Raw genomic sequence first — 13157 nt, forward strand, 5'->3', positions numbered from 1 at the left:
CATCCCTCCTGACCTATTCTATGCTGAAGCCATAAGGATGCGCGCCTAATTTAGTGCTCTTCCCAATCGTTTACTCTCCGGGCATGTTTGGGTTTACGTGAATTTGCAGGTTTGCTTGTAGCAGTCCGCCGCTTGGAAGCAACTGCTTCTTTCCGCTGCTGATACTGCAATTCCTTCTGCATTTTCAGGTAATTGTTTAGCCTTTTTTCTTCCAGAGACCCATTTTGAATGGCTTCGGTAACAGCACAGCCCGCTTCACGTGTATGACTGCAGTCCACGAATCTGCAGGCTTCAGCAAGTTGCTCTATTTCACCAAACGCCTGGGAAAGTCCATCATTGCCCTCGTCCCACAGGTTCAGCTCACGCATACCAGGTGTATCAATGAGTACAGCCCCTTGCGGCAAAACGAACATCTCCCGATGGGTTGTCGTATGTCTTCCACGGCTATCGTCCTCCCGGACGGATTGGGTAAGCTGTACAATCCGTCCCATCATCCAGTTGACAAGAGTAGACTTGCCGCTTCCTGAAGAACCCGTCAAGGCTACTGTGGTCCCTGGCTGCAGATAGGTTTCAAGTGAAGCTTTTCCATGATCCTGGGCAGCTGACAGCGCCAGTACTTCAATGCCTGGGGCAATCCCTTCTACCATAGCCCTTTTTTCCTCAACATCAGTGCACAGATCACTCTTGCTCAAAACGATGACAGGTCTAACCCCTCCATTCCAAGCCATCATGATATACCTCTCCAACCGTCTAAGATTGAAATCATGATTAAGCGCTGCGACGATCAGCAACGTATCTACGTTTGCAGCAATCAGCTGCTCTTTCGTTACGGACCCGGCAGCCTGCCTGGATACACGGCTCTTCCTTGAGAGAATACTGTGAATTGTAGCCTCTTCTCCGGGCTCACCCGTAATTGCTACCCAATCCCCTACTGCAGGAAGTGTCCCAGTCTCCAGGTTGTCATGACGCATACGTCCCGATACCCTTCCCCAGCATTCGCCACCGGCTGTAATAAGACGCTGCAATTGTCCGTGGTCAGCTATGACTCGCGCAGGTTTTCTCATTTGCTGTTCTATTTCTGATTGCTGCCAAAAATCCTGCCATTTAGCAGACCAGCCATACTTCTCCAAGTGATTGTTCAAATTAGAATTTCCTCCTAAATTATGTTTTTATAACTACCTACCCATGATGTGAACGAGCCCTCCAGATCGGATTAAACGCAAATAAAATAAACCACGAGTGATAAACCACCCGCGGCAATTCGTAGTTAACAGAATCGAGATTCTCCTATAAGCACTATCCGCAGAACGTTAAGTTTAACAACCTGCAGCATGCAATACAGGACACCCTTCTTTTCCGGTAATCAAAAAAAGCCACGGGTGCGCCACCCGTGACTTCATCTGCACATGTAATTATACTCTATGCGAATGTGGACATACCTGTCCAATCCACATACATTTACATGCTTTGATCCGTTCCGGAGACGCTGTCCATATTCAAATTAACGTATACTGCCGTTAGGTTTGTCATATAACATCGCCTCCCTTGTAGATTTATCCAACATGTTACAGACTGCACTCTGCTTTTGTCAAGCCTAATTATATATTGCCTGCCTGTTTTAATTTCATTGCTTTCATATCTTATATGATAATCGTTATTTTACCTGATCCCAGCGTGTCCACATTTCCTTCGGATTAAGCTCGTAGATCCCATCTTCCCGATACATAAATTGATGCATGATGAACTCACGGCGAATGGTGGCAAAATCCTCATGGTACGTACGTATAAATTCATTGATTTCTTTCTCCGTATACTTGCGTCCGAATTCAAGCTGTTCAACCAGATGACCAAGCACGATCAGCTTCTTCTTGTACTGGGCCGGAATTTGACGCAAGCGTCCATCTTTGGAAAAGAAATTTCGCATGACCGATGCTTTTAGCGTTTCGTTCACATCACTCATATCCGCTACCTCCTCCCTTTTAAAAATAAAGTCAACGGAAGCCTGAGCATGCTCCCGTATAAAGGATGGGTTGAGAGAGAAAAACACTGTATTTTTCTCCCTCCGTTCCTTGATCAATGCCGCTTCTCTTAACTTAGATGCATGATGAGTAACTGTAGGCTGGGACAAATTCAGCTTCTCGGCAAGTGCCTGTCCGTGCAGTTCACCCTCAGACAGCAATAACAGCATACGAAGCCGAGTAGGATCAGCCAAGGCTTTGTGGTAAGCCACAATTTTCTCCAGTTGCATAGGCGTCGCCTCTTTCATTTAGATAAATATCTAATTTTATGTTAATCTTTTCTCTCTATAAAGTCAAACCTGTTATTCGGAATTTTCTTCCGTCAATTCCTGGCGTGAACTGGCATTACATGACTATTTACGGTAGGATAATATTGCTTGAATGAAGGAGGAGTAAGAACATGGAAGATGTAATTATCATTGGTGGAGGACCTTGTGGTCTATCTGCTGCCATCGAATGTGAACGGCTGGGTCTGTCAGCTGTCATTGTAGAGAAGTACAATATTGTACAATCCATCTATCTGTATCCAACCCATATGCAATTTTTTAGCACAGCGGAACTGCTCGAGATCGGAAATGTCCCGTTCAGTTCGCCAAACGACAAACCTTTCCGCTACGAGGCACTCGCCTATTATCGCAAAGTAGCCGAACACTTCGGCCTGCGTGTTCATAATTATGAGGAAGCCCGCGAAATCAAACGTAGAGACGATGCAACCTTTGAAGTACATACGGTCAACCGCCGCGGGGAAAGCATTGTTCATCAGGGACGCAATGTCGTTGTTGCAACAGGTTACTTCGACCACCCGAATTACCTCGGTATTCCGGGAGAAGACAAAGATAAAGTTACTCACTATTTCCGGGAAGCACATCCCTACACACGTACGCGTGTTGCAATCATCGGAGGCAGCAATTCCGCCGTGGATGCAGCGATGGAACTCGTCCGTGTAGGCGCCCACATTGACATGGTATATCGGGGTGCGGGTCTGTCCGAGCATATCAAGCCATGGGTACGCCCTCTATTTGAGAGCATGGTTCAGAAAGGCCGTATTACGCTCCATCTCGGTGCACGGGTTAATGAGATTTTGGATGATTCCATTCGCCTGCTTCATGCAGATGGATCAACAAGTGAACTTGATAACGACTTCGTTCTGGCTTTGACCGGTTTCCGTCCAGACCGCAAACTGCTTTCTTCCGTCGGTGTTGAAATGTCAGATGACTTGGACAAACCTGTGTATAATGTGGAAACGATGGAAAGCAGCGTACCAGGAGTTTACGTTGGCGGAGTCATCGCCTCAGGACGAAATGCCAATGAAGTATTCATCGAATCCGGTCGCTGGCATGGAAAATATATTGCGGAGCATATCGTAAGTCGGCAACGCGGGCAGGCTGAAGGGAATTGAAATCCATGGATATGACCTCTTTGCTGTTGCTCGTGTTTGCAGCACTTGGTATTATCAGCAGCAATACACCTGTGACTGTAGCTATGGTATTTCTGCTCCTGTTACGTGTATTGAATGTGAACCAAGCCTTTCCCTGGCTTGAAAAATACGGACTTACGCTTGGCATTATCATCTTGACAATCGGGGTCATGGCGCCTCTTGCCAGCGGCAAGATGAGTCTGCAGACGATTGGGGAGTCTTTCCTTCACTGGAAATCGCTGCTCGCCATAGGTGTGGGCTTACTTGTGGCTTATCTGGGTGGACGGGGCGCTACGCTTATGAGTACGCAGCCAACAGTTGTTGCCGGGTTACTTATTGGAACCGTACTTGGGGTTGCCTTATTCAAAGGAGTCCCTGTAGGACCACTGATTGCGGCAGGCATACTGTCCCTGCTGCTCGGCAAATCCTGATTAAAGTTGGGACTTGACATTCTACTGACTGGCTGTATTTCCCACCGTTGTATGATATACTACTATTCATGCAATTCATGCATCCATGTCCATAGCAGAGAAATCAATTTAATTTGTATTCGTTTGCATAACCAAATTGATTCACCTCGCAATTATTAATGGCCGCAGGAGGATTCAGGTACCATGTCACGTCAGTTTATTACAGAAGCCGTGATGGTGGCTATTTACGGTCAATTGCTCGCGCCGCCCGCGCCTGTTGAATATATTGTTCCTTATACCACCGTCTTGGAGTTATATGAATTTCAGGTCAGCCCGGATCCTTTGATGGATAACCCTGCTGATGATCAGCATGTAAAATCGAAAATTAACGAGATCATTTCTTATTTTGAAGAACCGCTGAATAAGAAGAAGATCGAACGTGCCCTATCCGTCCCTTGGGCAAAAAGCCCGTCCATCCTGTTTGGTGATCAGGTGTCCATCGCCATTATCAATGCGGTGGATACAGCACAGTATGGAGAGTATTTCGATCCGATTGAGACAGAGCTGCTGCTCACTTCACAGCGCCTGAGCATCCCAATTCTCACGGATCAGGTTGAACTGATCGCACGAATTATAGAGTCATCGGCCCCTGTGCAAGTATTTGATATTGATGACTTTGATTTTGCGATGGACGAAGAACCGCTCGATCAGGTCTAGCTGATCTGAAGAGTTCTGTATGCGCATGTGATATAGACCAAAGAAGCCTTCCCCCGTTGGAAAGGCTTCTTTGGTCTTGCCGTTTAATCCAATATTTTACGTTCAAGCAACATACGACTTAGACTGTTCAGCACCGGAAGTGATCTCGGGTCAAAAAACTTCAACCCTGCCTCGCTGTTTACTCGTGATTCCACCAGACGATCCTGAATGATTCGGGCTCGGAACAGGGCGATCACATAATAATCTTCATCCCCGCTGGAATGCAGCTGTCTCAGGTCAGGACCCGAATGCAGTGTTTCAAGTGTCATGCTGTTTGCTGTCCATCCCGTCTCCTCCCACAATTCCCGATGAGCTGTATCTTCAATCGCTTCGCCAGGACGCATCAGTCCAACGGGAATACGCCAATGACCTTGCTCGGCGTGCTGGATCAACAACAATTCACCTCGTTCGTTTTCAGCCCAAACTGCAGCCTTCACCACAATATGGGAGCGATGTGCAATATATTGGGCCAAATCTCGGGCTGGCGGATTCAATTCCTATCCCTCCTGTTCGAAGCCGGCAGAAGCCAGCGGTACAGTCCATGCTTAGACACATTTCAATTCAGTTCCTTCACCTCGTTACACAGGTCGAACTGAAGGTATCGTGAGAACAACCCTGATTAGACCTCAGTATAACGATATTCGATATCTTGTCCTTCTTCCACTACATCGACATGCAGCTTGTGGCCTTTCAGGTACCAATAATCGTGATCTTCCATAAAAAAGCGAATCCCCGAAACTTCTGTTTGTTCAGCCGGGTGACGCGGTTCCTCAACAGCGATTCCCAGTGAAAAACCAGGGTGGAGACCTCCGCCGGAGCTATAACGCGCGAAGAATCGGATGCTGTCTCCTTCGTTCAAGTTTAGTTCCTCTTTATACCAGCGGGCAGCGCGGTCAGATACATGTATGGTACTCATTTGATGTCAGCTCCTTCTCTATATATATGTTACATCATATCGCTTGATGGGCTTGAGTTCAAACATTACACCACAGAAATAAACAAAAAGAGCTGCTCATGCAATTGTGAAAAAAGTTTGACAGATCCCAAAAGGCGGTGTTAAGATGCAAACATACGAGATCCACATTCAATTTATTTCCAAAACAGAAAGGGTGATTACGGTGTTTAACATTCATATGGATGGTCTATTTAGCTCACAATTAAATACCGGAGCGCCCTCGAAATCGTTATTCCGTACTTAAGTCAGCACTGCAGTAATCCTGAATAAGGTTAACTGCTGCGCACACTTTCGATACTTATGTTCAGCGGTGGCTCTGCTCTCGGAGCCATGCGCCGTATGATTGATATCCAAGACATACCGCCTGCGTGCGGTATGTCTTTTTTTGTGGGTAGAAACCGGTACACATGAGTAGATAACGTATTTCACTGACACTTGAAAGGAAGGGATACCACTTGTTCTCTGTACTCAAAAACCTGGCCTGGTTCTTCCGGCTGGAACGCAAACGATACCTGATTGGTGTCATTTTGCTCATTCTCGTGGGTGTAGCCGAACTGCTCCCCCCTCGTCTGCTAGGCAATGCCATTGACGAGATTGTGCGCGGTTCCATTACTGGCGCCTCACTCACACGTTACATTTTACTTATTCTAGGAACAGTCGTTATTATCTATCTGACCACGTACATATGGATGCACAAACTGTTTGGTGGTGCGAATCTGGTTGAACGCTTGTTGCGATCGCGTTTCATGGATCACCTGCTGCGGATGACACCGCCCTTCTTTGAGAAGAACAGAACGGGAGATCTGATGGCTCGTGCGACCAACGACCTTCGTTCCATTGCTACCACAGCAGGCTTCGGCATGCTGACACTAACGGATTCAACTGCCTTTCTGGCTACCGTATTGTTCGCGATGGGTTTTCTGGTGAGCTGGAAACTAACCCTTGCTGCAATTCTGCCATTGCCATTTATCGCCATTGCCATGATGATCTACGGGAAAGCCGTCCATCAACGTTATACCTTGGCACAAGATGCGTTCGGGGATATGAATGATCAGGTTCTTGAATCCATCGCGGGTATTCGTGTCGTTCGCGCTTATGTTCAGGAACGTCTGGATCAGAAGCGGTTTGCTGATGTCACCGAAGACGTTTATCGCAAAAACCTGGCTGTTGCCAAGATGGATGCACTGTTTGAACCTACGATTCGGCTGTGTGTCGGTCTCAGTTATGTAATTGCGTTAGCCTACGGGATTTATCTCGTGTTTCACAATGAAATTACCCTCGGAGATCTCGTATCATTCAACATGTATCTGGGGATGATGATCTGGCCTATGTTTGCCATTGGCGAACTGATTAACCTCATGCAGCGTGGCAGCGCCTCACTGGACCGGGTTAACGAAACGTTATCTGTAGAACCTGCTGTCCAGGACGTTGATCAGCCAGCACATATTACGAATCCTGAAGAGATTTCGATGCAGGATGTGACATTCCGCTATCCAAGCTCCACTGTCGATAATCTTAGCCATGTCAGCTTCTCGCTTCGCCGTGGCCAGACACTCGGTGTTGTGGGACGTACGGGAAGCGGTAAGTCCACCCTTCTCAAACAGCTGCTTTATGAATACCCTGCCGGTTCCGGTACACTAAGCATATCCGGACATCCGATTCAGGAGATCGCCAAGGATGACTTACACAGCTGGATCGGTTACGTTCCGCAGGAGCAGGTGCTGTTCTCCAAGTCGGTTCGTCAGAACATTCAATTCGGCAAGCCGGGTGCAAGTGATGAAGTCATTATGGAAGCCATCCGTACCGCAGCCTTTGATGGAGATTTGGGTACATTATCCGATGGACTGGATACCCTTGTTGGTGAGAAGGGGATTGCCCTGTCGGGGGGACAGAAACAGCGGGTATCTCTGGCACGTGCCTTTATTGCCGATCCGGATATTCTGATCCTGGATGATGCCTTATCTGCAGTCGATGCAAGAACGGAAGCCAAAATCATTGAAAATATACGCAACAAACGCTCGGGCAAAACCACGCTGATCTCAACGCACCGCCTGTCCGCCATTGAACACGCAGACCGGATCATCGTACTGGAGCACGGGAAAATTACGGAAGAAGGAACCCACCAGGAACTGCTTGCCATGAACGGCTGGTACCGTGAACAATATGAACGGCAGCAGGTGGAATCCAATCTGTCCACGTAGGAGGTCAACGTTTTGAAGTCGAATACAGGCAAAAGGCTGCTTCAATATGCCCTGAAAGCCAAAGGTACTTTTATTGCGGCATTAATCATGTTAACGATCGGTGTAGCCGCTGAGCTCGCCGGTCCGTTCATCGCCAAGTCGATGATTGACAATCATCTGCTAGCCATTGAACAGCCGTTCTATGAGACGGAGGCTTCATCCGAAGCCGCTGCATACAACGGCAAGAATTACAAACGAGAAGGCAGATTCGAAGCCGATGAAGTGAAAGGTGCCGAAGTCAGAGTACTGCAGGCTGGCAAAAGCTTTTATTTCGTCAATGAACCCGTAACTGCACCCGATGGAGATCGTTCATATGAGAATGGAACTTTAACGGTTACGCGTGCGGGTGAAGTGACCGGCCAATATGCGGCAGAGCCGCTTTCCGCTGGTGAACTCTTCGCTTTTTACAAACCTGAAATGCCAAGCATCTATCAATTAATTGTGTATTACATGATCTTTCTCGTGATCTCGGTCATTATGGAGTTTGGTAAAACCTACTGGCTGCAATCCTCAGCAAATAAGGTTATTCAAAGGCTTCGTAATGATGTCTACGCCCATATTCAAAGGCTGCCTGTGCACTTTTTTGATAATCTTCCCGCAGGTAAAGTCGTTTCTAGAGTCACAAACGATACGGAAGCCGTTAAGGATCTGTTCGTTGCCGTGCTATCGAACTTTTTCTCAGGGATCATTACGATTACAGGTGTATATGTCGCCCTCTTCCTGCTGGATTTCCGCCTCGGACTGATCTCGTTGTTCGTTGTGCCGATGCTGATTCTGTGGATTGTGCTCTATCGTAAATTCGCTACCCGTTACAATACCATTATTCGTTCACGGCTGAGTGAGATCAATGCGATCATTAATGAATCCATCCAAGGGATGTCCATTATTCGCGTATTCCGTCACCAAAAGCAGACCAAACAGGAATTCGAAGATCTGAACGACGATTATATGAAACATCAGAACAAAATGCTGAACTTAAACGCCTTCACTTCTCACAACCTGGTAAATGTATTGCGGAATATCGCATTTGCCGTTGTTCTATGGTACTTCGGTTCCAGTGTGCTGGGCGGAACCAGTATCATCTCACTGGGTGTTCTGTATGCATTCGTCGATGTTCTGGGCCGTTTGTTCCAGCCGATCACCGGCATGGTCAACCAACTGGCGAACCTGGATTCCTCCCTCGTATCCGCTGGACGTGTCTTTGAGCTCATGGACGAACAGGGAGAACCTGTAACCGATGGCTCGATGCCGAGGTATAAGGGAAATGTGGTGTTTGACGATGTATCCTTCGCATATAAAAAGGACTTTGTGCTGAACAATATTTCGTTCAAAGCCTCCCAGGGCCAAACTGTTGCCTTGGTTGGTCATACCGGTTCGGGTAAAAGCTCAATTATTAACCTGTTATTCAGGTTCTATGATCCGCAAAAAGGCAAGATTACCATCGACGGTCAGAACGTCAAGGAGCTTCCGAAACAGTGGATTCGGCAGCATATGGGGATCGTGCTTCAGGATCCATATCTGTTCACCGGCACCATTGCGTCTAACGTAAGTCTTGGAGATGAACGTATCACTCGCGCACAGATCGAGCAGGCGCTTCGTGACGTGGGAGCAGAACGGATCCTGGCACATCTGCCTCAGGGATTCGATGAACCCGTTATCGAAAAAGGAAGTACGCTATCTGCCGGACAACGTCAATTGATTTCTTTCGCCCGAGCACTCGCCTTCGATCCGGCTATTCTTATTCTCGACGAGGCAACGGCCAATATCGATACCGAAACGGAAGCCTTGATTCAAAATGCACTGGAGGTCCTCAAAAAAGGACGGACCACATTCATCATCGCTCACCGCCTCTCTACCATTCGTTCTGCTGACCAGATTCTGGTCCTGCACCGCGGTCGCATTGTGGAACAGGGTGCTCACGATGAACTGATGGAACTTCAAGGACGATATTATCAGATGTATCAGCTTCAACAAGGCGCACAAGCGGTTGGCGGAGGAAATGAGAGCAGCAGCTCAGATCAGGTTATCCCTACAACCCCTTCCTTGGCTGGAGGTAATCTATAACTCTTTATTCATTAGACATTCATTGACTATACAATGTCCAAAGTTCTATTCCCGCCCTGTGCGCAGACTTTCCGGTCTGCGCACAGGGCGTTTTTCTGTTGTAAACAAAACAAAGTGTATAAGGAGGTTCATAAAACGAGGAGGCGTTTGATTGAAAACTGATGGACTTATCGCAGCTGCCCAGTTGTGCAAAAAGAAAAGACAACCCACAATTCGCCTGAAGGCTACTGCAGATTGTCTATCCATCCTTTTACCGTATACCCCATGTATAACACAGTCTCTCGTGCCAAAAATGGAATTTGGCTGCGCCAGGTCTGATAGGCTGTCGTTTGTGTTGGAGATGGAACAGCATCCATGCCTAGCTCGCTTGCCAGCTTCATGGCCCGTTTCATATGCAGCGGATCACTTATAATTGTATAATTTTGGTATCCTGCCTGATCTCCAATCGCAATGGTGTTAACCAGGTTCTCCTCTGTGATTCTCGATTGTGTTTCGATCAGAATATCACTTGGATCTACACCATGTTCAACTGCATAATCCCTTCCCACTTCCGCCTCAGAGCGCTCCCCATCACGTCCAGAACCACCGGTAAAGATGAGTATGGGTATTATACCCTGACGATATAATGCAATAGCGTGTTCAATTCGCTCTCGAAATACAGGTGAAGGACGATCCCCGTCCACAGCAGCACCAAGAATGACAGCTGCATCACTTTGTCTGGTCGATTGGTCAGATGTGTAATCCGTGATCAGCCAAGCCGTAACTAGGGCCCAGAGAATTCCTATCAGCACCAAGGATGTAATGGCAATGACCAGCCAGCTTCGCTTTCCTCTTCTTTTCCGTTTTCGTTCCCCCACCTTGCCTTCAATCAAGCTGATTCTCCTCTTCCATGCTTTGGGCATGCGAGCTCTCAGAATGCATATGTTCAAGTCGCCGCAGCGCCGCAGCCGACTCAGCATTTAATCCTAGCTGTGCAATCCAGGCGCCCGTGTATTGTTGTAGGCTGATCTCCAGCTCCTGAGCACGGTCTTTGAAATCCTCCAGTTCCTTGATCATGCGCGATCGTCCCTCAGGACTAAAGGTTTCGTGAATTCGTTCCTTGAAGTAATGGTGCACAATGCTGTTCCGCTGCTTCCACAATTCATTCAACTGACGGGTTTCTTCATCTGAAAACGTAAAGTGATGCTTAACCTCATGAATGAGTTGCCCAAGTGAACTGCTCATTTTCCGCTCATACAGATCTTCCAGGTCTTCATCGGATACAACTTTGCCTTGAGACATTTTCATCAACAGGATCAGATTGACGAGCTGCTGCTCAAGAGCCTGTCCATAGTAAACAGCTAATCCATAGTATGCAAACAATTCTCTGGAGTGTTCGCTATCCAGCATGTCACCATGCTGCATGTCTGAGTTTTGCAAAAGCGAGCGCCCCTTTCATTCCCGTACCCATTTCCCTTTTTATGTTCCTCTATCGTAACTAAAGAAAGAGCAACATTCAAGTCGTAGGGATTAACGGCTTCTAACTCCGCAAATCCCTTCTTTCAGCCAGCCATATATGAACGGAGAACAGGACGAATGCGTATATTACCGCCCAGAGGATTGGCAATAAGACAGTTACCCACTTCGCTTCTTCAAATAACATCATTTCACGCACAAGATAGAAAGCTGGGGGCGGGACTTTGCTTAACCATTGCAGCCAGTCTGGCAAATGAATTGCGAGTGAACCCTGAACAAATGAAAGGAGCAGCATAATAATCAATCCAGGGAGACTGCGACTAAGCCGGGGAATATACGATTTTTGAAAGAACAGACTTACAGCTAAACCCAGTAGAGATAATGCCAAATGTCCCGACCACGCCATCATCCACTCTCCGCCACTCGGCGGTCTCTCGAACATACCAAACATCACAGGATACAACACGGTGATCACCACAAGCGCACATTGCATCAACGAGGTGCACCATAATTGGCCTAGGATAACTTTTCGTCTGTTTCCTGCATGCAGAACAAGCAATTGAATTTGCCCTGCTGGCTCTGCATTCATTACGGTCAATCCCAGCCAGGCAGACCCAAAAAATAGAAGCATGGCCGTAACACTATAACTGTCCGCCACCGGGTTAGGCTGATATGAGTAGATCAGGAGCATGGCGATGATGTACATCACCACGGGTGCAAAATACTTCTGTGAACGGATGTACTGTCTGAGCAAATACCGGGTTAGATGAATCATGGAGCTTCTCCTTCCATCGTGTCCAACCGAGAATGGGAGGAAGCAGGTTCGGTGGCGCTTTTCTTCCGATGATCGGCCGGATGATGACCTTCCAGCAAACGCTCCATATGTACTCGGCTTTCCTCTTGCAAAACAGACACAATCGAACCACCAGCCGCAATAATTTCATGGATCACATGATCCGTGGTACTGCGTTCAACTTTCCAGTCCCATACTACTTCGTTGCGATCCCGCATCTCCCCATGACGATGGATCTGTAAAACACCTTCCTGTTCAACAAGTTTCGAATATGTATTTAGCAGCTCCTTATTCGATCCTTTCATTAAACTCTGGATTTGGACAATGGGCTCTCCGAACTCTTTTAGATCATCGCGTTTCCAATGCCGTAATACACGACCATTTTGAAGCACATAGACCTGATCGGCCATTCGCTCAATAAATAGCGGTTCATGACAAGCTGTCACAATGGAGGTACCTTCCTTTTTCCATTGCTGCAGCAGGGTTACGACCGCCTCCTGGGCAGGAAGGTCCAGGCCGGATAATGGCTCATCCAGCAGCATGAGCCCATCTGGACCTGGCAGCATCGCTTGAATCAAGTTAACCCTTTGAAGCGTTCCTTTGGATAACAGGGATAATTTCTGATCGAGCGCAGACCCAAGAAAAAGGATCTCACTCAGCTCGTTTATACGTTGTCGCAGCAGCGCAGGTCGGATGCCACGAATCCGGCCCATTTCCCACAAATATTCGGCTGAAGTGAATGGCAAACGTGGCAATCCGTCGAGTGCGTACATCTTCTTTTCTTTTATCGTCTGACACACCACACCATGATCAGGAACCAGGAATCCGGCCAAGGTGCGCAGCAAGGTGCTTTTACCTGAACCATTTCTGCCCACCAACACAGCGCATTCTCCAGCTTCCACATGTAAATTAATCCCACTCAATATGGATACGCCTCCGAGACGTTTACTCACATGCTGAAGCGAGATCCCTTCGGGCTGCTTGCCTGCTTCATCATGTTTAGTACCATCTGCTTCACAACCAGTTTTACGCTTCCCCCATTTCACAGG

The 13157-nt window shown here is 47.5% G+C and carries 13 protein-coding genes; 5 read left to right on the forward strand and 8 right to left on the reverse strand.

Translation table 11 applies throughout. The features are described from left to right. Positions 1–50: 50 nt before the first annotated feature. Together rsgA and AC3WQ3_RS12105 are read right to left on the reverse strand one after the other, a co-directional pair. Positions 51–1142, reverse strand: coding sequence for a ribosome small subunit-dependent GTPase A (gene rsgA, locus AC3WQ3_RS12100; protein WP_492472399.1), 1092 nt, complete (start codon positions 1140–1142; stop codon positions 51–53). A gap of 512 nt (positions 1143–1654) precedes the next feature. Beyond that, a complete protein-coding gene (locus AC3WQ3_RS12105) occupies positions 1655–2248 on the reverse strand; it encodes a DUF2087 domain-containing protein (protein ID WP_095358552.1) in 594 nt (197 codons plus the stop codon). A gap of 170 nt (positions 2249–2418) precedes the next feature. On the opposite strand from AC3WQ3_RS12105, the gene AC3WQ3_RS12110 reads away from it, so the two are divergent. The 3 genes from AC3WQ3_RS12110 (at position 2419) to AC3WQ3_RS12120 (ending at position 4562) form a co-directional block, all read left to right on the forward strand. Further along, positions 2419–3417, forward strand: a complete 999-nt coding sequence (locus tag AC3WQ3_RS12110; RefSeq protein ID WP_492472400.1) for a YpdA family putative bacillithiol disulfide reductase — start codon at positions 2419–2421, stop codon at positions 3415–3417. A gap of 5 nt (positions 3418–3422) precedes the next feature. After that, the gene (locus tag AC3WQ3_RS12115) at positions 3423–3866 is read left to right on the forward strand and encodes a DUF441 domain-containing protein (protein WP_095287669.1); all 444 of its coding nucleotides are present in this window, start codon (positions 3423–3425) and stop codon (positions 3864–3866) included. A 183-nt stretch (positions 3867–4049) separates the two neighbouring features. After that, positions 4050–4562 carry an ADP-heptose synthase gene (locus tag AC3WQ3_RS12120; RefSeq protein WP_095287670.1) on the forward strand — a complete coding sequence of 171 codons (513 nt, stop codon included), beginning with the start codon at positions 4050–4052 and terminating at the stop codon, positions 4560–4562. An 83-nt stretch (positions 4563–4645) separates the two neighbouring features. Here AC3WQ3_RS12120 and AC3WQ3_RS12125 read toward each other — a convergent pair whose 3' ends face one another. Both AC3WQ3_RS12125 and AC3WQ3_RS12130 read right to left on the reverse strand, forming a co-directional pair. Beyond that, on the reverse strand, positions 4646–5095 hold the full coding sequence (locus AC3WQ3_RS12125; RefSeq protein ID WP_154893547.1) for an NUDIX domain-containing protein: 450 nt from the start codon (positions 5093–5095) through the stop codon (positions 4646–4648). Between the two features lie 125 nt (positions 5096–5220). After that, on the reverse strand, positions 5221–5517 hold the full coding sequence (locus AC3WQ3_RS12130; protein ID WP_095358555.1) for a HesB/YadR/YfhF family protein: 297 nt from the start codon (positions 5515–5517) through the stop codon (positions 5221–5223). A 494-nt stretch (positions 5518–6011) separates the two neighbouring features. On the opposite strand from AC3WQ3_RS12130, the gene AC3WQ3_RS12135 reads away from it, so the two are divergent. Both AC3WQ3_RS12135 and AC3WQ3_RS12140 read left to right on the forward strand, forming a co-directional pair. Further along, positions 6012–7757 carry an ABC transporter ATP-binding protein gene (locus tag AC3WQ3_RS12135; protein WP_492472401.1) on the forward strand — a complete coding sequence of 582 codons (1746 nt, stop codon included), beginning with the start codon at positions 6012–6014 and terminating at the stop codon, positions 7755–7757. Positions 7758–7769: 12 nt separating this feature from the next. After that, the gene (locus AC3WQ3_RS12140; RefSeq protein ID WP_492472402.1) at positions 7770–9860 is read left to right on the forward strand and encodes an ABC transporter ATP-binding protein; all 2091 of its coding nucleotides are present in this window, start codon (positions 7770–7772) and stop codon (positions 9858–9860) included. A 224-nt stretch (positions 9861–10084) separates the two neighbouring features. On the opposite strand, the gene AC3WQ3_RS12145 is transcribed toward AC3WQ3_RS12140, so the two are convergent. The 4 genes from AC3WQ3_RS12145 to AC3WQ3_RS12160 form a co-directional block, all read right to left on the reverse strand. Continuing rightward, on the reverse strand, positions 10085–10732 hold the full coding sequence (locus AC3WQ3_RS12145) for a YdcF family protein (RefSeq protein ID WP_492472403.1): 648 nt from the start codon (positions 10730–10732) through the stop codon (positions 10085–10087). After that, the gene (locus tag AC3WQ3_RS12150) at positions 10725–11279 is read right to left on the reverse strand and encodes a hypothetical protein (RefSeq protein ID WP_246058078.1); all 555 of its coding nucleotides are present in this window, start codon (positions 11277–11279) and stop codon (positions 10725–10727) included. The genes AC3WQ3_RS12145 and AC3WQ3_RS12150 overlap by 8 nt, the downstream gene beginning before the upstream one ends. 100 nt (positions 11280–11379) lie before the next feature. Beyond that, positions 11380–12090 (reverse strand): hypothetical protein, encoded by a 711-nt coding sequence (locus tag AC3WQ3_RS12155; protein WP_492472404.1) that lies wholly within the window; start codon positions 12088–12090, stop codon positions 11380–11382. Further along, positions 12087–13154: an ATP-binding cassette domain-containing protein gene (locus tag AC3WQ3_RS12160; RefSeq protein WP_492472405.1), complete on the reverse strand. Its 1068-nt coding sequence runs from the start codon at positions 13152–13154 to the stop codon at positions 12087–12089. Before AC3WQ3_RS12160 ends, AC3WQ3_RS12155 begins: the two co-directional genes overlap by 4 nt. Positions 13155–13157 lie beyond the last annotated feature (3 nt).

Source organism: Paenibacillus sp. FW104-T2 (genome assembly GCF_058789975.1).